Below are 24,796 nucleotides of genomic sequence, written 5' to 3' on the forward strand. Positions count from 1 at the left end.
GGCAGGGTGGCCCGGCAAGGACGACATGCGACAGGCGAGGCAAATCATCGAGCAAGCCATCCGGCAGGCCGCCTGAACGATACAATCAAGACAAGCGATGACCCGACCCAACCTGCACCAACATTTGAAACACCATCTGATCGTGAGTTTCCAGTTCACCCATACCGCCCGTGTCACGGCCTTGGCTGAGGCTGCCGCCAAGGAACAGGCAGCGCAGATCGAGCGTGAGGCCAGGATGGCTGAACTTGATGAGCAGTAACGTGAGCGGGAGTACTGCCGCCGGGCAGCCTTGGAACGAGAGGCGAATGCCGCGGAAGCGTACCGATCCGCAGAATCCGTGACGGGTGTGGGCAACGACTCGGCGCAGGTCTCATCTGATGTGCAGAATGCCAACCAGGCCTTCGACGGCGACCCCACATACGTAAGCGGTACCTGGTGCCGCAATGACGGCAAGTGCATCACTATATCAGCCCAATCCAATGCCATCGATGGCGATCTCCTTCTCGATGCCGCGGACATGGGCGAGGAGAACCCGCTGCCGTCCGGCAAGACGGTCATTCCGATGGGATACTGCTACCAGTCGCCGCCGCCGCTGAGCATCGTGGACAACCAGATCCGCATGACCACCCAGTGGTCCTTCTTGGATGCCTCGGGTACCGTCCAGGAAGGCAAGTATGCATTCGGCAGCACCCCGAACTTCGTGGAGGAACCGCTGTTCCTCACCTGCGTCAGCCCCTACAACACCGAGGAAGTGGAGGACCTTGACCCGTCCAATCCTCCGAAGCAACAGGACTATATCTTCCTTCAGCCATACAACATGCAGGCCCGGAGTGCCGTATCGGATGACACGGTGTTCTACCGCGTAAGCTGACAAACGCGGCAGCCGGCACATACTTACGGCGATTCGCTTTTCGTAGGATATCGGGTTCTTCGCGTGTGAGTGTGTGAGTATTTGTGGTAACGCCTCAGGTCGGATCATGTGATCGGTTCGCGGCCGTGCATGCTGTGTCACCGGACCGGCTGCGTCCTGCCGATTGTTGTCCTGGCCTTCTGCCGGGGCTATCTGCCTTAAGTGTGGTCATTCGGGACTTGTCGGAAGTCTATCTGCCTTAAGTGCGTTCGGGCTTTTGCGACCGACGTTTGCGATGTTCCAGAAAAGGCGCGGATAATGCACAAAACCGGCAAATGATGCTGAAATTATGGGAAAACCAATGTTTGTGGGCCTGTGATAGCGTGCGGTCAACCGCACTTAAGGCAGATGGGCATTCTTGTGCGGATATGTCGGTGGACAAAACCTGCGAGCGCACCTAGGCAGAGTATCTGCCTCGCACGCGGGAGTCGTGCCTGCCTTGGCGTAGCCCATGCCTCATCCATTGTTGCATTGATCACACAGAATGGTGGGATGCAGCTCTTGCATATTCAAACGCGAAGAGCTGGATTATCCGATGTCAAGGTCTGCCTGGACTTACGGCATGGCAACATGTGAGTGGGGCGGGTTCCGTCAGGGAGCCGCCCCACTCACATGTTTGTCTGTCCTACCCCTCCGCCAGCTGCGTCACCGCCGCGCCGGACAGCTTCGGATGCACCCTCCGATACCTGGAGAACACGAGTCCCAGGCACACGAAGGCCACGCCGAAGAGGGCAACCAGGCCCATGTCCCGCCACCACAGCGCCACGTCCATGACGCCTTTGGAGCCGCTGACGGCCTGCACGGCCTCGCAGAACCACCAGCCGGGCATGAGCTTGCCGATGTCGATCATGAACTGCGGCATCATCTCCAGGGGGCAGGCCATGCCGGAGGTGAACATGGTTGCCAGGCCGAACACGTTGCCGAAGCCGTTGACTGCCGCGGAACCCAGTGAGAGCATGCTGAGCATGAAGCCACAGGCCACGCCCACGATGCCGTACACGAGCATCGCAGCCAGGCTCAGCCACAGCGTTGCCGACGGGATGCCGGACAGCGGCAAGCCGTTCACTGCCGGCAATGCGACGGCGAGGGCGAGATAGAGCACGCTTACCAGCATGCTGAACACGCTGCAGGCCGCGAACTGCTGGAGCATCATGGAACCGGTGCGCCGCGGCGAGGCATACAGCCTACGCCGTACGTCGGTGCCGCCGAAGGCGTTCATGGCGAGCGCCGTGCAGATGAGCATGGCGACCAGCAGGGGATAGGCTGCCATCTTGACCATGGTGACGAAGACGATGCGCGCATTGTCCTCGCGGTCCGAGACTGCCGATGGGTCCGGCGCCACTGCCGCGGTCGGGTAGGCGCCCGGATTGTCCTTAAGCCGGTCGACCACGGCCTGTGCGCCGTTGGCCACGTCGGAATCATCCACCGTGGAGCCGTAGGTCGCTCCCAGCGTCTCGATGCGTGCCAGCCTCAGGAAGTCCTCCACCTGGAGTTTCGCCAGGGTGCCGAGGGCGCCGGTATAGCTGGTCACTACCTCGAGCTCGGGGCTGGCCGTGCCGTCCGTCAGGGCTGTGGCGAAGCGCTGCGCGAAGCCGTCGGGCATGATGACGATGAGGTCGGCGTAGTTGGAGGCGACCGCCGTCTGCAGGTCCTCGCTGGAGGTGCCGACGTCCACCAGGTCGCACTCCTCGGCCAGGAATGCGCGCATGGGTTCCATGAGGCGCTCGCCGTCGGCGCCGTCGCGGTTGACGATGGCCACTTCGGGGCGGTCGGGCGCGTAGGCCACGGAACTGTCGTCGTTGCCGAGCGTGGACGCGGTGGACCAGCCCAGGCCGAACATGAGCAGGCCGAGGGCCACCACGTAGAGCATGATCATGCCCTTCTGTGCGGCCAGGACCTTGAAGGTCGTCCTAAAGGTGCTCATAGCGTTGCCTCCTGAGGAAGAAGGTGGCTCCGGCCAGTGCGATCGCGGCCATCGCCAGCAGGATGCCGACGGTGCGCAGGAACGGGGCGTAGGAGTCGTAGTAGAGGATGTCGTAGAACAGGTTGGTGACCTGCTGGGTGGGGTTGATGGCGGCCAGCCAGGGCAGGTCGCGCTGGATGGTGTCGCTCAGGAGCATTGCCTGGGAGCCGTACAGGCCGCTGAACAGCGACAGTCCGCAGGAGAGGGTGGTCGTCAGGCTGACCTTGGTGTTCATGCCCAGCTTGGGCAACGCCCCGAGGAAGGTGCCCAGGGCCGTGGCGGTGAAGGACGCCACCGCGATGGCCAGGACGGAGGCGGCATAGCGGCCGCCGACTGACACCTTGCACACGAAGAGGATGTAGGCGAGTGCCACGAGCAGTGCCAGGAAGGTGCACAGCCAGCTGGCGAGGAACCCGCCGGCAATCTGCCGCCACTTGGCCAGCGGCGCCATCGAGCGGCGCATGCCCAGTGCGGACAGGTTCGCCTGTGCAGTGCATACCGAGGTCACGGCGAAGGTCATCGCCATGAGCGCGGCCATGGCGAGCAGCGCATAGTAGTAGCGTGCCGTCTCTTCGGGTCTGAAGTTGGTGAGCGTCACCTCGCGGGTGACCTGTGGGTTCTCCTGCAGGGAGGCGAGGAATGCCGGGTCCTGCACGAGGCGGCCGTCGCGTTCGAGGAGCTGCGTGACGACGATGCCCTGCCGGTTGGCGACGCCGAGGGCGCTGTCGAGTACGCTCAGCGAGACGCTCAGCCCCGGTTCCGTGTTCGGCGAATTCGCCATGGAGACAGTGTTGCGGCTGACGGTCATGCGCAGCATGCCGTCACCGTCCGCCTCCAGGTAGCCACGCACCTCGGTGTCGCGGTTGACGAGGTCGGTCGCTTCGGCGACGCTGTCCACCGCGGTCAGTTCGAGCAGGTCCTTGAGGCCGTCGCTGCCGGTGTCGACGTCGTCGGATGTCGCGGTATCGCATGTCTCGAGCGGTGTGCGCTGCATCGCCGCGAGCATGGCGCGGGCGGCGTCCGCCTTGCAGTAGTCGTCGTCGGCGACCACGGCGAACTTCATCGTGAGCAGGTCGTAGGACTGGCTGATGTTGCCGAACATGCCCATGAACATCGTCGAGAGGATGATCGGGAAGCAGAACAGCCAGAACACGGCCGATTTCTCGCGCAGGCTCACCTTGAGCGAATTGAGGAAGGTGGTCCACATGATGGTTCCTTTCCGTCTTTCAGTTGTCGCGCAGGGCGGTGCCGGTGAGCGCGAGGAAGACGTCGTTGAACGTCGGCGTGCGCGAGCTGACGTGGCCCACGGGCACGTCCAGCGTGCGCAGCGCCTGCAGCACGTCGATGAGGTCGTGCTCGCCCGGTTCGCAGGTCACGTCGAGCGTGCCGTCGTCCCAGTCCACGCTGCGCACGCACGCCAGCCGGCCCAGCGTCTGCATGACATGCTCGCGGGCCGCCTCGTCGCCGGTGAGGGTGGGTGCCTCGATGCTGATGCGCTCGCCGGCGTCCACCATGCGTTTGAGTTCCTCGGCGGTGCCCAGGGCGATCTGCCGGCCGTGGTCGATGATCTGGATGCGGTCGCAGATCTGCTCGACCTCCTCCATGTAATGACTCGTGTACAGCACGGTCGCGCCCTGCCGGTTGAGTTCCTGGATGCCTTCGAGGATCCGGTTGCGGCTCTGCGGGTCCACCGCCACGGTCGGCTCGTCGAAGAAGATGAGCTCGGGCTTGTGCACGATGCCGCAGGCGATGTTCAGGCGCCGCAGCAGGCCGCCGGAGAGCCTGCGCGGCCGGTAGGAGCGGAACTCGCCTAGTTCCACGAAGTCAATTGCCTCGTTGACCAATCGCTTCCGTTCGGTGTTGCCGCGCACGTAGAGCGAGCAGAAGTAGTCGATGTTCTCCTGCACGGTCAGCTCGTTGAAGACCGCCACGTCCTGCGGCACGATGCCGATGCGCCGCTTGAGCGCATAGTTCGTCGGCGTCATCTCCTCGCCGAAGACGCGCACCTGGCCGCCGTCATAGGTGAGCAGGCCGAGGATGCAGTTGATGGCGGTCGTCTTGCCCGACCCGTTCGGCCCCAGCAGGCCATACACTTCGCCGGGACGGACATCTATGTCCAGATAATCCAGTGCGAGCGCGTCGCCGTACCGCTTGACGAGGTCCGTGACGCTGATCGCGGCGGCGCCGTTCGCCGCCTTTGTCGTGTCATTGGTGGTTGCCATGCTTCCATCATGCCTGTTCGCCCACGGCTGACACAGTGCCTCGGGTCACGACTTTCGTGAGGGGACCGTGACAATTGTCACCATCGCGTGCGCACACGCACGGCATATGGTGAAATGGACAGCGCGAGACGAGGCACGACGGGAAGGAGGATGCATGCGGCAGGTCGTCATGCAGGGATTGCTCCTCGTGGCCGCCCTGTGCTGCGGGGCGGCCATGGACGGCGGCACCGTCGCCATCCCGCTGGTCGTGGGCTTCCTGGCAACGGTGTGCATCCTGAGCGTGGTGCGGCTTGCCGGCTGGCGGCAGGCGGCGCTGCTCAACGCCGCCTGCCGCATGCTGCTGGTGTGCCTGCCGCACTGCGTGGTCTTCCTGCCCGCCTGTGCCGCCAATGCCGGCTCGCGACTGCCCGACGCGCCCACCCGCCCATGGCGTTGGGCAGCCGTCGTCCCCACGGCGGCAGCCCTGGGCGGCGCCGTCCTGCACGCCAACGGCATCGACCGTGGCTTCGGCACCGGCGGCATGGCCATCTTCATCGCCCTGGCCATCGTGCTGGCGACGGTGCTCGGCACGTTCGTCGGCGTGGCCATCGTCGCCTCCGACCGCGAGATGCGGCGCATGCGCGCGCTCGCCGACGCGCAGCGCGAGCGCCTGCGCCTGAGCCGCGCACGCATCGGCGACCTCGAGACGTCGCGCAGTGCGGACCTGCAGCGGGCACGGCTGCGCGAACGTACGCGCATCGCCCGCGAGATCCACGACAACGTCGGCCACCTGCTCACCGGCGCCATCATGCTCGTGCAGGCCGACCAGGTGGTGGCGCAGACCACGGGCGACGAGCTGCACGCCGAGCAGTTCCGGCAGGTGGGTGTCCAACTGGACGAGGCGATGACGATGATCCGCTGCTCCGTGCACGACCTCAAGGACCAGGGCACCGACTTCGCGGCCATGCTCGAGGACGCCACGGCGGTGGCCTCCAGCGCCGGCCTCGACGTCAAGGTCACCGCCCGATTGGCCTCGCCGCCCTCCGCCATCGCGCACTGCTTCGCCGCGGTCGTGCGCGAGGCGTTGACGAACACCGTGCGGCACGGCAGTGCGCAGCATGCGCATGTCAGTGTCAACGACTTGCCGGGACTGTGGCAGTGCATCGTGCAGGACGACGGCAGCCGCATGGACCGGCCGGCGCGGACGGCATCGCCGGGCATCGGGCTGGCCGACATCGAGGAGTGCGCCCGCGCACTTGGCGGCACCGCCTCGTGCGGGTGGCACGGCCCGGGCTGGCGTGTCTTCGTCTCCATCCCCAAACCCAAGGAGGACCAGGCATGAAAGTCGCCATCGTGGACGACGACCCGATCGTGTGCACGTCCATCGGCACGATCCTGACCGCCACCGGCATCGCCGAGGTGCTGTGGAGCGCGCATGACGGCGCCGCCGCGGTCGCCGGCTATGCGCGGCAGAAGCCGGACATCCTGCTCATCGACGTGCAGATGCCCGGCATGGACGGCCTCGAGGCGGCCGCGCGGATCCTGGAGACGGATTCTGACGCACGCATCCTCGTGCTCACCACCTTCGCCGACCCCGACTACATCCGCCGCGCACTCGACCTGCACACCCGCGGCTACCTCATCAAGCAGGACGTCGCCTCGGTCGTGCCCGCCGTGCAGGCGGTGATGGCCGGACAGGTGGTGCTCGGCGCCGAGGTGCTCTCCAACCTGTCGACGGCGCCCGCAGCCGGGACGCCGGCACCGGACCTTGCACCGGCGGGGGAGGACCCGCGCTTCGCGCACCTGACGGACCGTGAGCGCGACATCGCGGTGCTCGTGGCCGAGGGACTCGACAACCGGCAGATCGCGGCGCAGCTCGTGTTGAGCGAAGGCACCGTGCGCAACCGCATCAGCGACATCCTCGCCAAGACGAACATCCCCAACCGCACGAAGTTCGCCGTCGAATGGCTGGCGTCCCACCGGTAGGGGGCGCCGACCATCCGACGGCGGCGGGGTCAGTCGACGTACAGCGACGCCGGGTACGCCAGGTAGTCGATGGCGGGCAGCCGGTCCACGGTGACGTACCCGTCCGGTGCGTTGAGCACGTCCGGGATGCGGTTGACGACCGTGGCGCAGGTGTGTTCCACGGTGGCAGGCTTGGTCACATGGAACTCGACGTCGGGCTCGCCGCCGATCGTCCAGTCGCACATGTCGCCGTCGGCGGGACCGTACACCTTGCCGATGCACGCCGTCTCGATGACCGGCCCCTGCATGGTTTGGGTGGTCACGACCGCGGACATGCCGATGCACTTGCCGGCGGGGATGGTCTCGCCCATGGTCCCGCTGAAGACGTCCACGTCGCTGAAATACGGTTCGGCACGCTGGCTCTGCGCCTTGACGGTCAGGCCGAGCCGTTGGGCGAGCGCCTCGTTCGAATTCCAGACATAGGAGGGCACCAGCGTTTCCGGGTGGGCCAGCTGCGCCTCGAACTCGTCGGCAGCCAGCCCTACGCCGTGGGCCTTGGCCAGGGCCAGGCCGTAATCCTCCACGTTGTAGCTCACGGCGCCCGTGATGCGGTCGATGCGCTGGCAGCCGCCGGCGACCATGGCCACCATGTCGATCCAGAAGATGTCCTGCATGCCCGAGCCGACCACGGTGCCCACCCACCCTAGCAGACCCCGGACGGCAGGATGGAATAAGGGCACCCGACGGCGTGTTGAAGGAGATGACGTGAACGAATCGTGAAGGTTTGCCCGCCACGCAGCCGATTCCCAGCGAATACCCAGCATGGGGCGTGTGCGTGACGGTACAATGGTGGGCAATCGGATTACATAAAGGAATGATGCACATGACTTTCGGTCAGCAACCCCGCCAAGGCGGTCCGCAACCGCAGTACACCATGAACAGCGCCCCCTATGGCGCATCCGGCCAGCAGCCTTACTACGGCGGCGCCCCGGTCGTCGACGCCCAGACGTCCTATGCCTACGAACATGCCGAGCACCAGTCCGTGACCCGTGCCTACGGCGAGATGACCGTCGGCCTTATCGTCACCGGCGTGGTCGCCATCCTCACCCAGATCAGCGGCTTCTACGTCAGCCTCATACGCACCATGGGCGTCTTCGGCGTCTGGCTGCCCGCCATCGTGCAGATCGGCCTGGCCATCTGGCTGGGCGCGCGCGTCATGAAGATGTCGCCTACCGCCGCCCGCGTCGGCTTCTATGTGTTCGCGGCCCTCATGGGCGTGACCATGAGCACCATCTTCGGGGCCTACAACCTCGGCACCATCGGCATCGCCTTCCTGGTGAGCGCCGGCTTCTACTTCGCGCTGACCATGTTCGGCCTGACCACCAAGGGCAACATGCTCAAGGCGGGCCCCATCCTCATGATCGGCCTCATCGTGCTCATCGTGGCACAGGTCGTGCTCATGTTCGTGGCGCCGAGCAACACCATGCTCAAGGTGATCACCGCCCTGGGCATCATCCTGTTCGCGGGCATGACAATCTACGATGCGCAGTTCACCAAGCGCGTCTTCGCGCAGTACGCCAACCAGGGCCCGGAGATGATCCAGCGCGTCTCCATCCTGTGTGCGCTGAACCTGTACCTGGACTTCATCAACATGTTCCTCTACATCCTGCAGCTCTTCGGCATGAGCAGCAGGGACTGACGCCTTCGGGACGCATGCTGCCCCGCGCACCGCGACGGTGCGCGGGGCAGCATGCGTTTACGGCCAGGAAACGCATGCGCCATCCGACGGCGACGGAGATGCCCTAGGTTTGCACAAGTCATGTCCGCGCTTTTCCTGCCGAAGGAGCCCATCCATGAAACCGTCCATCGCCATCCTGCCCCTCGTAGACACCGACCGCGACAGCTATTGGATGCTGCCCGGATACATGGACGGCCTCATGGAGGCCGGCGCCTTGCCGCAGATGATGCCGCTGACCGTCGATGCCGCCGATATCGACGCCTACCTGCAACATGCAGACGGCGTGCTGCTGCCTGGCGGCCACGACCTCGACCCCGCGCTGTACGGTGCCGTGCGGCACGGGGCATGCGGCGAAACCTGCGGGCCGCTGGACGGGATGACCCGGATCGTCTTTGGGCGCGCCCTGGAGCTCGACCTGCCGGTGCTGGGAATCTGCCGCGGTCTGCAGGCCATCAACGTGCTCTGCGGCGGCACGCTGTACCAAGACCTGCCCAGCCAGCATGCAAGCGCCGTCGACCACCACATGGCCGCCCCCTACGACCGTGTGCAGCACGAGGTACGGCTCGTGGAGGGCTCGCCCCTGCAGCGGCTGCTCGGGACTGCAACCCTCGGCGTGAATAGCTACCACCACCAGGGCATTGCCCTGCTGGGGGAAGGGCTGGAGGCCATGGCTACCGCCCCGGACGGCTTGGTCGAGGCCATCCGACGGCCCTCGTCGCGCTTCGTATGGGGCGTGCAATGGCATCCCGAATTCTCGTATCGCAAGGATGCCGCCAGCCGGTGCATCCTCGGCGCCTTCGTGCAGGCGGCGGCCGGAACCGTCCGGTAGCCGCCTGCCGTCAGCCTAGCCGCGTGTCGTCGTGGGTGTGCGGCGGCTCGCCGGCACGCGGTGCGCCGTTGATGTCGCGATGGATGGTCTGCATCTGCGTCTCCACGTTCTGCAGCGAGCGCGCGCAGTCGAGCAGGGTCTGGGAATGCTCGGCGTGCTTGTCGTCAGGCAGGTCGGTCTTGTAGCGCAGCGCATGTTCCAGGGATGCCCAGTAGTCCATGGCGATGGTGCGGAACTGCACCTCGACCGGCGTGTAGTGCGCCCCGGACGACAGGAAGACGGGCACCGCGTAGATCACGTGGAGGGAACGGTAGCCGTTCTGCTTGGGATGCTGGATGTAGTCCTTGACCCGCAGCACCTGGATGTCCGACTGTCCGGACAGGTAGTTCGCCACGGAATACACGTCGTCACGGTAGTTGCAGATCACCCGCACGCCGGCCACGTCGAAGAGGTTGTCACGCATGGACTGCACGGTGATGGGCAGCTCCTTGCGCTCCAGCTTGCCCAGGATCGACTCGATGGACTTCAGGCGGCGTTCCATGTGGTGGATGGGGTCGTGCGAGAACTGCACCTGGAATTCCGAGTCGAGGATCTCGAGCTTCGTGCTGATCTCGTACATGGCGCCCTCGTAGACCTGCAGCTGGTCGAGGAATCCGGTCACGAGGTCGACGGCGTCGTCCTGCATGTCCGCGAAGGGCTGGTCCATCTGGCTGAGCATCAGCCCCAGCCGGGTGCGCAGCTCGGTGGTGTTGATGCGGCTCTGTCGGTCAAGTATCACGCTTACCGATTGTAGCCATGTGGCCGCCGGGTGCAAGGAGGAGGCCGCCGGTGGACGGTCCCTTGGAACGGTGGGCGCCCTTGGGTAGCATATTGCGCTATGAACGAAGACATGATGACGCTGGAGGAGCGTGAGCCGGCTGCCTCCGGCACCGCCGATGCCATGGAAGCGCGCGGCAGGGGCGTCTTCCAGGTGCACACCCTTGGATGCCAGATGAACGTGCACGACTCCGAACGCATCGCCGGCGTGCTGGAGGCGGCAGGCTATGTGCGTGCCAGCGAACGGCAGGAGGCGGAGCATGACGTCGACCTCATGGTGATGAATACCTGCGCAGTGCGCGAGAACGCCTCCGAACGCATGTACGGCACCATCCGCAAGTGGAAGGGCCTCAAGTACGCCAACCCGGACATGCAGATCGCCATCGGCGGGTGCATGGCGCAGCTGGACCGCGAACGCATCGCGGAACACACGCCATGGGTGGATGCCGTGTTCGGCACCAAGAACATCGAGGGACTGCCCGCGATGCTGGACCGTGCCCGCGAGACGGGACGCCCGCAGGTAGGCATCAAGGACGCACTGGAGACCTTCCCCAGCGATCTGCCGGTCGACCGCGGCTCCAAGGTCTCCGCCTGGATCGCCATCTCCGTGGGATGCAACAACACCTGCACCTTCTGCATCGTGCCCACCACGCGCGGGCGGGAACGCGACCGCCGTCCCGGCGACGTGCTCGCCGAGATCCGCCGCGTAGTGGACGCCGGCGCCAAGGAGGTTACCCTGCTCGGGCAGAACGTGAACTCGTACGGCTACGGCCACGGCGACCGCTATGCCTTCTCCAAGCTGCTGCGCGCCTGCGGCACCATCGACGGGCTGGAACGCGTGCGCTTCACCTCCCCGCATCCGGCGGCCTTCACCGACGACGTCATCGCCGCGATGGCCGATACGCCCAACGTGATGCACCAGCTGCACTTCCCCCTGCAGTCCGGTTCCGACCGCATCCTGCGCGCCATGCGCCGCTCCTACCGGACGCAGCGGTTCTTGGACACCCTGGGCAGGATCCGGGAGGCCATGCCCGACGCCCAGATCTCGACGGACGTGATCGTAGGCTTCCCCGGCGAGACCGAGGAGGATTTCGAGCAGACCATGGCGGTCATGGAGCAGGCGCGCTTCTCCACGGCCTTCACCTTCATCTACTCGCCCCGTCCGGGCACTCCGGCGGCCGTGATGGACCAGGTGCCCCACGACATGGTGCAGGAACGACTGGAACGCCTGGTGGCGCTCCAGGAGCGCATCACCGAGGAGAACCTCGCCACTTTCGAAGGCCGTGACGTGGAGGTCATGGTCACCGGGACACCCGGCAAGAAGGACGACCGCACACACCGCGTGACCGGCCGCGAACGCACCGGCGTGCTGGTGCACGTCGGCGTGCCCGAGGGGCAGCCGACCCCGCAGGTCGGGGACTTCGTAACCGCCACCGTGACCCATGCCGGGCGCCATAACCTCCTCGCCGATCCCGATCCGACCAAGGGGCAGACCTATGCCGTCCGCCACTGACCGTCCCGCCGGACAGGCCGTCCCGCGCCTGGTCTCGGTCGTCGGCCCCACCGCCTCCGGCAAGACGGGCCTGGGCATCGCCATCGCGCAGCGGCTTGCCGAGCGCGGCGAGCGCGCCGAAATCGTGAACGCCGACGCCTACCAGATGTACCGCGGCCTCGACATCGGCACCGCCAAGGCCAGCATGGAGGAGCAGGCACAGGTGCCGCACCACCTGCTCGACGTAATCGACCCAGACGAGACCATGACGGTGGCGCGCTTCCAGCAGATGGCCCGCACATGCATCGCCTCCCTGCAGGCACGGGGCGTCCGGCCGATCATGGTGGGCGGCTCGGGCCTGTACGCACGCGCCGCCATCGACGACATCTCCTTCCCGGGCACCGAACCCGCGGTGCGCGCCGCCCTCGAGGAGCGTGCCCGTACCGAAGGCGCGCACGCGCTCTTCGAGGAACTGCGGCGCAAGGACCCCGACGCGGCCGCCCGCATGGATGAGCACAATCCGCGCCGTACCGTGCGCGCGCTCGAGGTCATCGAGGTGACGGGCCGCCCGTATTCGGCATCCCTGCCCAGGTATCACTACGTGGTGCCCAGCGTGCAGATCGGCCTCGACCTGCCGCGCGAGGAGCTCGACTGGCGCATTGCGCTGCGCACGCAGGCCATGTTCGACGACGGCTTCGTCGAGGAGGTCGAACGCATGCGGCCGAGGCTCGGCGTCACCGCCTCGCGCGCCCTGGGATACCAGCAGGTCATCGACTACCTGGACGGCCTGACGGACCTCGACGACGCCAAGGCCCTGGTGGCACAGAAGACGCGGCGCCTGGCACGCAAGCAGATGGGATGGTTCGGCAGGGACCCGCGCATCCACTGGCTCGAAGCGCTCAACCCGGCACTGGTGGACAACGCCATGGCCATCATCGACCATGCGGACCGTGGCGTGTACGACCCCATCGACGCGCACGCGGACGACTACGTCCAGCACCATCTGGGGGACATCGCAGACCGTTGAAGGTGAAACCCTTGGGGTAGAATCGGGGACGTTATGGCACGTTCATCCTCTTCGCAATCCTCGAAGCCGCGCAAGGCGCAGTCGGGCTCGTCCACGTCCAGCCAGCCGAAGTCCCGCACGGCACGGCCCGCACAGGCCGAACCGTGGTGGCAGCGCGCCCTGCTCGCCGTGCCGCGGGCATTGGGCTCGACCGTACGCAAGGTGAGCGTGGGGGAGTACGACCCCGCCTACCGCCGCGACGGGCTGTGCTTCGTCATGCTCGTCCTGGCCGTGTTCTTCATCGGCTCCGAATGGTTCCGCGTGGACGGCCCCCTCGGACGCGGACTGCATGCGCTCGCCGCGGGGCTCTTCGGCGTGATGAGCGTCGTGGTGCCGGTCCTGCTGGCCATCGTGGCCCTCCGTCTCATGCGCAACTCCGGCAAGGAATCGGACAATACGCGGGTCATCGCCGGCTGGGCGCTGCTGCTGTGGGCAGTGTGTTCGATCATCGACGTCATCGTGGCCTCGGACGTCAAGGGCTTCTCCTGGGAGAACCTCCGGCGTGCCGGCGGCCTGTTCGGCTTCATCGTCGGCTCGCCCCTGGCCTGGGGACTGTCCCAGGCCTTCGCCGTGGTCGTCTTCGTCATTGCCGCCCTGTTCGCCCTCCTGCTCATCACCCGCACCCATGTGACGGAAGTGCCCGACAAGCTGCGCCAGCTCTTCGCATCCGACGCGGCGGACGACAACGGTCATCGGGGCCAGGAGGACCCGGCGGCGGCCGGCGACGACGGCCTGCAATTCGCACAGGGCGTTCCCGCCCACGACGGCAGCGACGACGACAGCCAGGACGCGCCCAAGCGCAAGGAAGGCTTCTTTGCGCGCCTGTTCCACCGGTCACGCAAGGCGACGACCGACACCCACTTGGACGAATACGTGGGCGACGAGGCCTTCCTCAACGCCGCCAGCCGCCACGGCGACGTGGCCGAGACCATGGTCGTCGCCGATGGTGCCCGTTCCGTGAGCAGCGGTGGTGCCTACGACGATGACGCCACCCGCAGCATCGACTCCAGCACCTGGCGCGCCCAGGAGGAGGCGGGCCACACCGTGCCCATGCCGTCGGGCTCCATGCCGGCCGTCGACCCCTGGTCCCGCCTCGACGGCGACGGCGAGTCCATGCTCGTGTCCCGGGAGACCGGGGAAGTGCTGACGCCGCCGCGCACCGTGCAGTCCGTGGCCGCGACGCCGTCGGGCGTGGCATCCGCCGCCGCATCGCACACCGCGGCCGGTCCATCGGCTGCAGCGGCTGCTCCCGCTACGTCAGCCGGCGCGTCGGGAGCACCGATGACGGCGGCCGAGGCCAGCGCCGCCGCCGCGGCCGCCGTCGCCGACCGCCCCTACCGGCTGCCCAGCCTCGACCTGCTGGCACAGGGCAAGCCTCATGCCCAGCGCACCCCCGCGAACGAGCGCGCCATCCGCGCACTCAACAACACCTTCGAACAGTTCAAGGTCGACGCCAAGGTCGTCGGCTTCCTGCGCGGCCCCTCCGTCACGCAGTACGAGGTAGAGCTCGCGCCCGGCGTCAAGGTCTCCAAGCTCACCGGCCTGCAGGACGACATCAAGTACGCGCTGGGCAGCTCCACCGTGCGTATGCTCACGCCGATCCCGGGCAAGTCCGCCATCGGCATCGAACTGCCCAACGAGGACCGCGAGATCGTGCAGCTCGGCGACGTGCTGCGCTCCGAGAAGGTCATGGCCGACCACAACCCCATGCTCGCCGGCGTGGGCAAGGACGTCGAGGGCCACGTGGTGACCGCCGACCTGACCAAGATGCCCCACCTGCTGGTGGCAGGCGCCACGGGCGCCGGCAAGTCCAGCTTCATCAACTCCATGCTCACCTCGATCATCATGCGCGCCACCCCTGAGCAGGTACGCATGATCATGGTCGACCCCAAGCGCGTGGAACTGTCGATGTACGCCGGCATCCCGCACCTGATCACCCCCATCATCACCGACCCCAAGAAGGCCGCCTCGGCGCTCGAATGGGTGGTCAAGGAGATGGATGCGCGCTACAGCGACCTCGAGTTCTTCGGGTTCCGCAACGTCAAGGACTTCAATGCGGCGGTGCGAGCCGGCAAGGTCCATGCGCCGGCCGGTTCCCAACGCAAGGTGGCGCCCTACCCGTACCTGCTCGTGGTGGTCGACGAGATGGCCGACCTCATGATGGTCGCCAAGAACGACGTCGAAGGCTCCATCCAGCGCATCACGCAGCTGGCGCGTGCCGCGGGCGTCCACCTGGTGCTGGCCACCCAGCGTCCGTCCGTCGATGTCATCACCGGCCTGATCAAGGCGAACATCCCCTCGCGCCTCGCCTTCACCACCTCGTCGGCCACGGATTCACGCGTCATCCTCGACGCCACGGGCGCCGAGACGCTCATCGGACAGGGCGATGCCCTCTTCCTGCCCATGGGCTCGGCCAAACCGGTGCGCGTGCAGGGTTCCTGGGTAGGCGAGTCGGAGATCCGTCGCGCCGTGGAGTTCGCCAGTGCCCAGCGCAAGCCGCACTACCGCGAGGACATCGAACAGATGGCCAGCGAGGGCGAACAGAAGAAGATCGACCCCACGGAGGACATCGGGGACGACATGGACGAGCTGCTGCAGGCCGCCGAACTCGTGGTCTCCAGCCAGTTCGGTTCGACCTCCATGCTGCAGCGCAAGCTGCGTGTGGGCTTCGCGAAGGCAGGGCGACTCATGGACCTGCTCGAGTCGCGCGGTGTCGTCGGCCCCTCGGAAGGGTCGAAGGCCCGCGAGGTGCTCGTCCAACCTGCCGAGCTTCCCCAGGTCCTGGCCTTCATCAAGGGCGATGCGCCGTCAATCGGGTCGCCGGCGGCCGATGGCCGGCCGGCCGTGGACGATGCCGGGGAAGCCGCCTAGGGGCCTTCCGCCACGCCAGACATAGGATGGGGGTATTGTGGAGCGCATGAACAAGCGCAGCAGCACCAAAGGGAAGCCGTCGATGTGGGAGGGCTGGAACACGCCGCCCAACCTGGTGACCTTCCTGCGGATCGTCCTCGTCGTGGTGTTCCTGGGGTTGTACATCACCGCCGGTCCGTGGGGGTACCGCAACCAGGGCATGCGTTGGGCTGCCGCAATCATCTTCGTCATCGCCGCCTCCACCGACAAGATCGACGGCTGGCTGGCACGCAAGTACGACCAGGTGACCGAGCTCGGCAAGCTCATGGACCCCATCGCCGACAAGCTGCTGACCTTGGGCACCCTGGTGGTCGCGGCATGTTTCAACGAGTTCGGCATCCGTTGGCTCGGCTGGCTGGTCACCATCCTCTTCCTGGTGCGTGAACTGGGCATCACCGCCATGCGCTTCACCGTGATCGACCAAGGCGGCCACGTCATCGCCGCCAGCCAGTTGGGCAAGTACAAGACGCTCACGCAGTGCCTGGGCCTGGGGATGCTCATGATCCCCGTCTGGTTCCTGGTGCCCGACACGGCCGGCATGGGGCAGCCGGTGTGGCTCACGATCTATTTCGTGGTGACCTACACGCTCATCTACCTGTCCCTGATCCTGTGCCTGTACTCCGGCTGGCAGTACGTGTCCACCGTCATCAAGGCCTCCAGGCGCCGGGATGCCGACCGCTCCTGATCGCGTCCCCGTCCCCGTGGCATGCGGCCGCAGGGTTCTCCATGCCCACCCAAGCATCGTCTCCTTGCTCCCAGAAAGGCGGCCGTCATGTCCGTCGATCCCAGGTCCCTTCGCACGGTAGCCGAACTGCAGTCCTATTGCGACGAGCGCGCTGCCGCCATCATCCCGTGGTGCGCGCGGCGCGGCTTGAAGATCGCCTGCGCCGAGTCCCTCACCGGCGGACTGCTCGCCGACGCCTTCGTGCGCATCCCCGGGGCCTCCCAGGTGTTCCTGGGGTCGGCCGTCACGTATGACATCCGCGCCAAGGCAAGCGTGCTGGGCGTGGACAGGGAACTCTTACGGACCCATGGCGCCGTGGACCCCCAGGTCGCCGTGCAGATGGCACAGCTGACGGCACAACTATTCAGCCAGCCGGAATATCGCTCTGGGGTGATTGGTCTGTCCACCACCGGTGTGGCGGGCCCCGGACCCGACGGTGACAAGCCGGCTGGCTTGGTGTACATCGGCGTGTCTCTCCCAAGGCGAAACACCGAATGCACCAAATCTTCACATTATGCAGTACAGTTGAAATTACAGGGCTCCAGAGATGTTATTAGACACCGAACCGTGGGCTGTGTTATGGAAAACCTAAGCCGATTCACAGGATTTTCACAGGAATAATTCCTGATACTAGAACATGTGATGTTGTTGTGAAGACGGCGTTATGTCGAAAGGAGTGTGAGTGCCATGGAAAATATGACGTTCACTGAAGTGCAGGCTGACATTGCCTCAGTTGAGGCTCCCACTCCGGTTCGTACCGGAAGCGCGCGCATGCGCGAGCTGACCCCTGCCCAGCGCAGGGCCGTCATGTTCGCGCAGCAGCAGGTGCTGCGTGCGCGTGCGGCGAAGAAGGCCAAGGACGAACGCCAGGCCGCACTGGTGCGCATGTGGCAGGAGGAGGACGCCGAGACGTCCAAGCCCCGTACCGTCGTGCGCAAGCGTGAGGTCATTGGCGAGGTCAAGGAGGTCTCCCTTCGCGAGGCCATCGGTCACGTGCTGCGCGACCTGCGTACGCACGATCACAAGACTCTTCGCGAGGTCAGCGAGAAGGCGGGCGTGTCGCTCGGCTACCTCTCCGAGGTGGAGCGTGGCCAGAAGGAAGCCAGCTCGGAGCTGCTGGCGTCGATTTCCGAGTCCTTGGGCCTGAGCACCTCGCAGATGCTGCGCATGGTTGCCGATTACCTTGATTCCCTCGAGGCCTGAGTGCTTCCATCCCCCATGAGGGGAACAACACAAAGGGGCGCGCCTGCACACTGCATGCGGGCGCGCCCCTTTGTGTCCTGATGTCGCGTGCCGACGGCCGGGTACAGTGGGGTGCATGCGTGAACGAGAATTCTGGGAACTGCTGGACGAGGTCTTCGGGCGTGCCTACGGCAGGGCCCTGGCCCATGACCAGGGCCTGACCAAGCTGGGCGGACGGACCGTCGTCGAGGCGATCGGGGACGGGGTGGAGCCGCGTGTGGTGTGGAACGTGCTCTGCGACCAGATGGACGTTCCTGATGGGCGTCGTTGGGGCAAGGACCATGTGGCGCCCCCGCTGCCGGTGGACTTCCGGTAGCATGTGTGTTTTCGAGGAATCGAACAGATGTTCGCATGGTGCGCTATGATGGCAACAGTTGGACGTGGCGACCGGCTGCGCTGTCGGCGAATGTGGACTGCGGGACCGTCCGACCACAATGGTCGGAAGAGCTTGGCCCACTCGTCCGTGATGGACTACCGTGACCATAAGTGAGGACACCGTCCGGGACCGGACGGGACTCAAGGGCGCAGCGATACGCCCATGACCCAAGTGAAGGAGTGCGTTATGGCCGCACAGACCAAGGCCGACAAGGCGAAGAAGGACAAGGCGAAGGAGTCGGGCATCGATCCGCGTCGCCAGGCGGCGCTGGACACCGCTCTGGCCCAGGTCGAGAAGAGTTTCGGCAAGGGCTCGGCCATGCGTCTCGGGGACAAGCCGGAACAGGACGTGGAGGTCATTCCGACCGGTTCGCTCGCCCTGGACCTTGCCCTCGGCATCGGGGGACTGCCCCGTGGCCGCATTGTCGAGATCTACGGTCCTGAATCCTCCGGCAAGACCACTCTGGCGCTTCACGTGGTGGCGAACGCGCAGCGCAACGGGGGTGTGGCGGCCTTCATCGATGCCGAGCATGCGCTGGACCCGGTCTATGCGCGCAAGCTCGGCGTGGACACCGATTCCCTGATCGTCTCCCAGCCGGACAACGGCGAGCAGGCGCTGGAGATCGCCGACATGCTCATCCGCTCGGGCGCCCTGGACGTCATCGTGATTGATTCGGTGGCGGCCCTGGTGCCCAAGGCGGAGATCGAAGGCGAAATGGGCGACAGCCACGTCGGCCTGCAGGCGCGCCTCATGAGCCAGGCGCTGCGCAAGATGACCGGCGCCCTGGCCCAGGCCAACACCACGGGCATCTTCATCAACCAGCTGCGCGAGAAGATCGGCGTGTACTTCGGCAACCCCGAGACGACCACCGGCGGCAAGGCCCTCAAGTTCTACGCCTCGGTGCGCATGGACATCCGCCGCATCCAGACCCTGAAGAACGGCGACGAGGCCATCGGCAACCGCACCCGCGTCAAGGTGGTGAAGAACAAGATGGCGCCGCCCTTCAAGTCGGCGGAATTCGACGTGCTCTACGGTGAGGGCATCTCCAAGGAAGGCTCCGTGCTCGACATGGCACTCCAGACCGACATCGTCAAAAAGTCCGGTTCCTGGTTCACCTATGAGGGCGACCAGCTCGGCCAGGGTCGCGAGAACGTCCGCAAGTTCCTCAAGGACAATCCCGAGGTGAGCGCGGAGATCGAGAAGAAGGTCAAGGTCGCCTTCGGCATCGGCGCGGCCGAGGACGAATTCGCCCAAGGCGACGAAATCGAGTCCACCATCGAGTCGACCGACCCGGATGCAGACATGCAGCAGACCGTTCCGGACGAGGCCTGACGCTGCATGATCTCTGCCGAGGAATTCCTGGCCGGACGCGGCATGCAGCCTCGTCCGGCCTCTGCGTCGACGACGGACGCATGGTACGACGCGGGAACCGGGCCTGCGGAAGATGCGGCATCCACACCGCCGGTTCCGGATGCCGTCGAGGCCATCGACGACCTGGAAGCCGCCGCGGCGGCCGAGGCCATTGCCGAGGGGGCGGAAGGTCCCACGCGGCCGGTGCGGGTGCGGCGCGGCGCCTTCCGCCACGCCGTGGCGGAACACCCAGAGGATGCCGAAGCATGCAAGGAGGCTGCGTTGCGGCTCCTTGACGCGGCGGCCCGTTCCACCGGCGCCCTGCACGACAAGCTGGTCGAACGCGGATATGACGCCGATGTCGTGGATGTGGTGGTCGGACGCCTGGTCGCCTTGCGGCTCATGGACGACGAAGAATATGCGCGGTCCGTGGTGAGGTCCTGCGTGGGACGCATGTATGGGCGCCGGGGAACGGAGCGCGAACTGGTGCGCAAGGGGGTGCCGCGCGCCGTGGCGCAACGCGTGGCGCAGGAGGCAGAGGGGGAGGGGGCCTTCGTGGAAGCCGCCTGGTCCCTGGGACGCAGCGTTGCCAGGAAGAGCGGTGGCGCGGATCCGCAGGTTGCCATGCGCCGCTTCTGGGGTGCTGCCGGCCGCAAGGGCCATGACGCCGCCACGGTACGCCAGGTGGCCGATGCCTTGTTCAAGGGGAAGTGAGACCTTCCATACCCCGGGTTCTGTCACATTCCACAAGGGAATGCGGATGGCCATCCATCTCGACCCAACGTTGCCGCTGGGCTCTAGCGGCCTACCCGTGGACTTCGGACGAGCAGCCCTCAAGCGTCCACTGCTTGGCCTTGCTCCCGATGAGGCTTGCCATGCGGCCACCTGTTACCAGGGGCCCGGTGGTCTCTTGCACCGCCGTTTCACCCTTACCGGCGCCAGGCCGGCGGTCTGTTCTCTGTTGCGCTGTCTCTCAGGTCGCCCTGGGCGGACGTTATCCGCCATCGTGCTCTGCGGAGCCCGGAAGTTCCTCAACGCCATGCACCAGGCATGGCATCGCGGCCATCGGAAGGTCTCAAGCATTCGATTCTACCATCGGTAAGGACGGGCATTGGCGGTTCGTGCCGCTTTTTCGCAAATGGACCAAGGGGCGAGATGCCATGGCGCTTCTGGTGCGGTCCTCGGGAAAACTCGGTTACAATGAGGTGTAATCCGGACGGCGGTACCGCCGTCTCGGTCCGTATATAGCGGTTTTGTACCGCTTGAGTCTAGGGAGGTCCACATGGATATCGTTCTTACCGGCCGTCACATTCAGATCAAGCAGAAGTTCCGTGACGTCGTCGACAGCAAGATGAATCGTGTGACCGCAATCGCCCCCGACGCGCAGCGCGTGCAGGTCGTGCTGTCCCACGAGGGCAATCCGCGCCTGCATGACACTGCGGTGCGCGTCGAGCTCACCGTCATCGCCGGTTCCACCGTCGTGCGTGCCGAGGCCTCCAGCCTCGACGAAATCAGCGCGCTCGACCTGGCGCTGGACAAGCTGACCCTGCGTCTGCGCCGCGCCCGTGACCGTCGCAAGGACCACCGCAAGAACTACACCCCCGTCCCGGTCGATGCAGGCAAGTTCGTGCCGCCGTCCGAGGAGGAAGAGGACATCATGGGCGAGGATGTCGCCGAGGCGAACAGCCCTGCGGCGGCCGTGGCGTCCGACCTGGGCCCCGGCGAGTCCATCGAGGTGCATGTCGGCGACACTCCCATCGTGATCCGTCGCAAGCTGCACCTGGCCGAGCCGATGAGCATCGACGAGGCGCTCTACGAGATGGAGCTGATCGGCCATGACTTCTTCCTGTTCGTGAACAAGGACACCAACCGTCCATCCGTCGTCTACCACCGTCACGGCTGGAGCTATGGCGTCTTCGAGATCGACACCCCGGAGAACGTGAAGAAGGCCAAGGACGACGCCGAGCAGTGAGCATGACAGGTCGCGCCGGGGCGTGACCGGATGACGGGGCGGGCAGCGGTGCCCGCCCCGTTTTTCATGCCATTGCGCCGCGATTGTGAAGGGGAAGTGGGGAATTGCCGTCGGTTTTCGTAATCACGCCGATTTATCGGGAACAATTTCGCTCTCAGGGTTATTGTGAATGATGTACCGAAGCGGAAGACCACGACACCAAGGGAGACAGCAGTGGTAGATATCGTAGACAAGGCCCTGCGCATGGGCGAAGGCCGACAGATCAAGCGCTTGGAGAACGTTGTCAAGGACGTGAACGCACTCGAGGACAGGATCTCGGCGCTCTCCGACGAGGAGCTCAAGGGCCAGACCGCCAAGTTCAAGAAGCGCCTGGCTGACGGCGAGACCTTGGACGACATCATGGCCGAGGCCTTCGCCACCGTGCGTGAGGCCTCCAAGCGCGTCCTGGGGCAGCGCCACTTCGACGTGCAGATCATGGGCGGTGCGGCACTGCACTGGGGCAACATCGCCGAGATGAAGACCGGCGAGGGCAAGACCCTGGTCGCCACCCTGCCGAGCTACCTCAATGCGCTCGAAGGCAAGGGCGTGCACGTGATCACCGTCAACGACTACCTGGCCAGCTACCAGAGCGAGCTCATGGGACGCGTCTACCGCTTCCTGGGCATGAGCGTCGGCTGCATCATCACCAACCAGAAGCCCGCCGAGCGCCGCAAGCAGTACAACGCGGACATCACCTACGGCACCAACAACGAGTTCGGCTTCGACTACCTGCGCGACAACATGGCGTGGGAGAAGAACGAGTTGGTCCAGCGCGGCCACCACTTCGCCATCGTCGACGAGGTCGACTCCATCCTCATCGACGAGGCGCGCACCCCGCTCATCATCTCCGGTCCGGCCGAGGGCGACGTGACCCGCTGGTACCGCCAGTTCGCCAACCTCGTACCCAAGCTGGTGCGCGACGAGGACTACGAGGTCGACGAGAAGAAGAAGACCGTCGGCATCCTGGACCCGGGCATCACCAAGGTCGAGGACTACCTGGGCATCGACAACCTGTACGAGCCGAACAACACGGCGTTGATCGGCTACCTGAACAACGCCATCAAGGCCAAGGAACTCTTCCTGCGTGACCGCGACTACGTGGTCACCGGCGGCGAGGTGCTCATCGTCGACGAGCACACCGGCCGCATCCTGCCGGGCCGCCGCTACAACGAGGGCCTGCACCAGGCCATCGAGGCCAAGGAAGGCGTGGAGGTCAAGGCCGAGAACCAGACCTTCGCCACCATCACCCTGCAGAACTACTTCCGCATGTACGACAAGCTCGCGGGCATGACCGGCACGGCCGAGACCGAGGCCGCCGAGTTCATGGGCACCTACAAGCTTGGCGTGCTGCCGATCCCGACCAACCGCCCGATGATCCGCAAGGACCAGGACGACCTCATCTTCCGCACCAAGCGCGAGAAGCTGGCCGCCATCGTCAAGGACGTCGCCAAGCGCCACCAGAAGGGACAGCCGGTCCTGCTGGGCACCGCTTCCGTCGAGTCCTCCGAAGCCGTCTCCGCGCTGCTCGACATCGCCGAGATTCCCCACAAGGTGCTCAACGCGAAGCAGCACGAGAAGGAAGCGGCCGTCGTGGCCGTCGCCGGCCGCAAGGGCGCCGTGACCGTGGCCACCAACATGGCCGGCCGAGGCACCGACATCATGCTCGGTGGCAACGTCGAGTTCCTCGCGGATGCCAAGCTCAAGGAGGAGGGCTACTCGCCGGAGGACACCCCGGAGGAGTACGAGGCGCGCTGGGCGGACACCCTCCAGGAGATCAAGGACCAGGTCAAGGACGAGCACGAGGAGGTCGTCGAACTGGGTGGCCTGTACGTGCTGGGCACCGAGCGCCACGAATCCCGCCGCATCGACAACCAGCTGCGAGGCCGTGCCGGACGTCAGGGCGACCCGGGCGAATCCCGCTTCTACCTGAGCCTCGAGGACGACCTCATGCGCCTGTTCAACACGCAGCTCGTCGCCCGCGTCATGGCCAAGGGCCTGCCGGAAGGCGAGCCGATCGAGTCGAAGACCGTCTCCAAGGGCGTGCGCAACGCCCAGAAGGCTGTCGAGTCGCGCAACTTCGAGATCCGCAAGAACGTGCTCAAGTACGACGACGTGATGAACAAGCAGCGCACCGTCATCTACTCCGAGCGCCAGGCCGTGCTCCAGGGCGAGGACATCCATGCGGACATCGAACAGTTCGTCAAGGACACCGTCGCCAGCTACGTCCACGGCGCCAACCGTGGCTCCGACAAGCCGAAGGACTGGGACTACGAGGGCATGCGCAAGGCGATCGGCGACCTGTACCCGACCACCGTCACCATCGAGCAGGCCAAGGACGCCATCGAGGGCTTCAAGGGCGACAAGGCATACGAGGCCATCGTCAAGCTGTTCACCGACGATGCGCTCGCCCAGTACGACGACATGGAGGACAAGCTCGGCGCCGAGGGCATGCGCACGCTGGAACGCCGCGTGGTGCTCGCCGTGCTCGACCGCAAGTGGCGTGAGCACCTCTATGAGATGGACTACCTCAAGGACGGCATCGGCCTGCGTGGCATGGGCCAGCGCGACCCGCTGGTCGAATACCAGCGCGAAGGCTACCAGATGTACAACTCCATGATCGAAGCGATCAAGGAGGAGTCCGTCCAGCTGCTCTTCCACATCGACATCGACTCCGTGGCGCAGACGCGGGACCATGAGGACCAGGCGCAGGACGACACCGACGATGCCGCTGTCGATGCCGAGGAGGTCAAGCTGGGCGAGGCGAGCACCGAAGAGGTCGCCGACCAGGACGAGCTCAAGGACGACGTGACGGAGACCGAGCCCGAGGAGCCGTCGCAGTTCGACGACGACCTCGACGAGGAACTCACCGCCGAGCAGGACGAGCTCAACGAGGCCATCGACGATGCGCGTCAGGAGGACCACGGTCCCGTGGGCCCCGCCCCGATCTCGCACGCCGAGGGCAAGGTCCCGGCCAACAAGCGTCCGAAGAACGAGGAGCTCAAGACGCCGTGGGCCGACGGCCGCACTTTCCCGGGCACGCCGCGCAACGCGCAGTGCCCGTGCGGTTCGGGCCGCAAGTACAAGCAGTGCCACGGCCAGAACGAGAAGTAAGGCCGAGGGCGACGGACGGGTCGGGCCCCGCACCGCACGATCGCGATGCGGGGCCCGACCCGTCTGCATTCCGGTGCCTGCCGCAGGATGCC

20 protein-coding genes, 1 other RNA gene and 3 pseudogenes are annotated in these 24,796 nt (G+C 65.8%); 18 read left to right on the forward strand and 6 right to left on the reverse strand.

The features are described from left to right. The first annotated feature begins 97 nt into the window (after positions 1-97). Positions 98-259 carry a hypothetical protein gene (locus BCUN_RS12055; protein WP_156100102.1) on the forward strand — a complete coding sequence of 54 codons (162 nt, stop codon included), beginning with the start codon at positions 98-100 and terminating at the stop codon, positions 257-259. 87 nt (positions 260-346) lie between these two features. Next, positions 347-871: a hypothetical protein gene (locus BCUN_RS00595; RefSeq protein WP_152598147.1), complete on the forward strand. Its 525-nt coding sequence runs from the start codon at positions 347-349 to the stop codon at positions 869-871. 664 nt (positions 872-1,535) lie between these two features. Here BCUN_RS00595 and BCUN_RS00600 read toward each other — a convergent pair. The 3 genes from BCUN_RS00600 to BCUN_RS00610 are packed head-to-tail and all read right to left on the reverse strand — an operon-like array spanning position 1,536 to position 5,095. Beyond that, positions 1,536-2,834, reverse strand: coding sequence for an ABC transporter permease (locus BCUN_RS00600; protein WP_033516907.1), 1,299 nt, complete (start codon positions 2,832-2,834; stop codon positions 1,536-1,538). Then, the gene (locus BCUN_RS00605) at positions 2,821-4,080 is read right to left on the reverse strand and encodes an ABC transporter permease (protein ID WP_033516908.1); all 1,260 of its coding nucleotides are present in this window, start codon (positions 4,078-4,080) and stop codon (positions 2,821-2,823) included. Before BCUN_RS00605 ends, BCUN_RS00600 begins: the two co-directional genes overlap by 14 nt. 19 nt (positions 4,081-4,099) lie before the next feature. After that, positions 4,100-5,095, reverse strand: coding sequence for an ABC transporter ATP-binding protein (locus tag BCUN_RS00610; protein ID WP_033516909.1), 996 nt, complete (start codon positions 5,093-5,095; stop codon positions 4,100-4,102). A gap of 154 nt (positions 5,096-5,249) precedes the next feature. On the opposite strand from BCUN_RS00610, the gene BCUN_RS00615 reads away from it, so the two are divergent. Beyond that, positions 5,250-6,416: a sensor histidine kinase gene (locus BCUN_RS00615; protein ID WP_051920394.1), complete on the forward strand. Its 1,167-nt coding sequence runs from the start codon at positions 5,250-5,252 to the stop codon at positions 6,414-6,416. After that, positions 6,413-7,060: a response regulator gene (locus tag BCUN_RS00620; protein ID WP_033516641.1), complete on the forward strand. Its 648-nt coding sequence runs from the start codon at positions 6,413-6,415 to the stop codon at positions 7,058-7,060. The genes BCUN_RS00615 and BCUN_RS00620 overlap by 4 nt, the downstream gene beginning before the upstream one ends. A 29-nt stretch (positions 7,061-7,089) precedes the next feature. Here BCUN_RS00620 and BCUN_RS00625 read toward each other — a convergent pair. Continuing rightward, a pseudogene (locus BCUN_RS00625) lies at positions 7,090-7,731 on the reverse strand (dihydrodipicolinate reductase); the annotation flags it as partial. Positions 7,732-7,922: 191 nt separating this feature from the next. On the opposite strand from BCUN_RS00625, the gene BCUN_RS00630 reads away from it, so the two are divergent. Then, positions 7,923-8,738 (forward strand): Bax inhibitor-1/YccA family protein, encoded by an 816-nt coding sequence (locus tag BCUN_RS00630; protein WP_033516642.1) that lies wholly within the window; start codon positions 7,923-7,925, stop codon positions 8,736-8,738. A gap of 154 nt (positions 8,739-8,892) precedes the next feature. Further along, a complete protein-coding gene (locus tag BCUN_RS00635; protein WP_033516644.1) occupies positions 8,893-9,606 on the forward strand; it encodes a gamma-glutamyl-gamma-aminobutyrate hydrolase family protein in 714 nt (237 codons plus the stop codon). Positions 9,607-9,616: 10 nt separating this feature from the next. Here BCUN_RS00635 and BCUN_RS00640 read toward each other — a convergent pair whose 3' ends face one another. Then, positions 9,617-10,312, reverse strand: a complete 696-nt coding sequence (locus tag BCUN_RS00640) for a GTP pyrophosphokinase (RefSeq protein WP_420796459.1) — start codon at positions 10,310-10,312, stop codon at positions 9,617-9,619. 171 nt (positions 10,313-10,483) lie between these two features. Between BCUN_RS00640 and miaB the strand changes: the two genes are divergently transcribed. From miaB to BCUN_RS00685, 9 genes are all read left to right on the forward strand, one after another. Next, positions 10,484-11,935: a tRNA (N6-isopentenyl adenosine(37)-C2)-methylthiotransferase MiaB gene (gene miaB, locus BCUN_RS00645; protein ID WP_033516648.1), complete on the forward strand. Its 1,452-nt coding sequence runs from the start codon at positions 10,484-10,486 to the stop codon at positions 11,933-11,935. Continuing rightward, the gene (gene miaA / locus BCUN_RS00650; RefSeq protein ID WP_033516650.1) at positions 11,919-12,941 is read left to right on the forward strand and encodes a tRNA (adenosine(37)-N6)-dimethylallyltransferase MiaA; all 1,023 of its coding nucleotides are present in this window, start codon (positions 11,919-11,921) and stop codon (positions 12,939-12,941) included. The genes miaB and miaA overlap by 17 nt, the downstream gene beginning before the upstream one ends. Before the next feature lie 33 nt (positions 12,942-12,974). Then, entirely contained in the window at positions 12,975-15,851 is a 2,877-nt protein-coding gene (locus BCUN_RS00655) for an FtsK/SpoIIIE family DNA translocase (protein WP_051920396.1), read from the forward strand. Between the two features lie 46 nt (positions 15,852-15,897). Beyond that, complete coding sequence (pgsA, locus tag BCUN_RS00660) at positions 15,898-16,575, forward strand: CDP-diacylglycerol--glycerol-3-phosphate 3-phosphatidyltransferase (protein ID WP_081895449.1); 678 nt, start codon at positions 15,898-15,900, stop codon at positions 16,573-16,575. 87 nt (positions 16,576-16,662) lie between these two features. Continuing rightward, complete coding sequence (locus BCUN_RS00665; RefSeq protein WP_033516654.1) at positions 16,663-17,235, forward strand: CinA family protein; 573 nt, start codon at positions 16,663-16,665, stop codon at positions 17,233-17,235. 66 nt (positions 17,236-17,301) lie between these two features. Then, a complete protein-coding gene (locus BCUN_RS00670; RefSeq protein WP_033516656.1) occupies positions 17,302-17,817 on the forward strand; it encodes a helix-turn-helix domain-containing protein in 516 nt (171 codons plus the stop codon). A 115-nt stretch (positions 17,818-17,932) separates the two neighbouring features. Beyond that, complete coding sequence (locus BCUN_RS00675) at positions 17,933-18,172, forward strand: DUF3046 domain-containing protein (protein ID WP_033516658.1); 240 nt, start codon at positions 17,933-17,935, stop codon at positions 18,170-18,172. A gap of 246 nt (positions 18,173-18,418) precedes the next feature. Beyond that, positions 18,419-19,564, forward strand: a complete 1,146-nt coding sequence (gene recA / locus BCUN_RS00680) for a recombinase RecA (protein WP_033516660.1) — start codon at positions 18,419-18,421, stop codon at positions 19,562-19,564. A 6-nt stretch (positions 19,565-19,570) separates the two neighbouring features. Beyond that, entirely contained in the window at positions 19,571-20,296 is a 726-nt protein-coding gene (locus tag BCUN_RS00685) for a regulatory protein RecX (protein WP_081895450.1), read from the forward strand. On the opposite strand, the gene rnpB is transcribed toward BCUN_RS00685, so the two are convergent. Next, an RNA gene (gene rnpB, locus BCUN_RS11335) (RNase P RNA component class A) lies at positions 20,290-20,660 on the reverse strand. The genes BCUN_RS00685 and rnpB overlap by 7 nt on opposite strands. Before the next feature lie 204 nt (positions 20,661-20,864). On the opposite strand from rnpB, the gene hpf reads away from it, so the two are divergent. The 3 genes and pseudogenes from hpf to BCUN_RS13020 all read left to right on the forward strand — a co-directional run. Further along, positions 20,865-21,554 (forward strand): ribosome hibernation-promoting factor, HPF/YfiA family, encoded by a 690-nt coding sequence (gene hpf, locus BCUN_RS00690; protein ID WP_033516662.1) that lies wholly within the window; start codon positions 20,865-20,867, stop codon positions 21,552-21,554. Between the two features lie 213 nt (positions 21,555-21,767). Continuing rightward, positions 21,768-24,278: pseudogene (gene secA / locus BCUN_RS00695) on the forward strand (preprotein translocase subunit SecA); the annotation flags it as partial. 234 nt (positions 24,279-24,512) lie between these two features. Next, positions 24,513-24,704, forward strand: a pseudogene (locus BCUN_RS13020) (SEC-C metal-binding domain-containing protein); the annotation flags it as partial. Between the last annotated feature and the right edge of the window lie 92 nt (positions 24,705-24,796).

The sequence above is a fragment of the Bifidobacterium cuniculi genome, from assembly GCF_000741575.1.
Taxonomy (GTDB): Bacteria; Actinomycetota; Actinomycetes; order Actinomycetales; family Bifidobacteriaceae; genus Bifidobacterium; species Bifidobacterium cuniculi.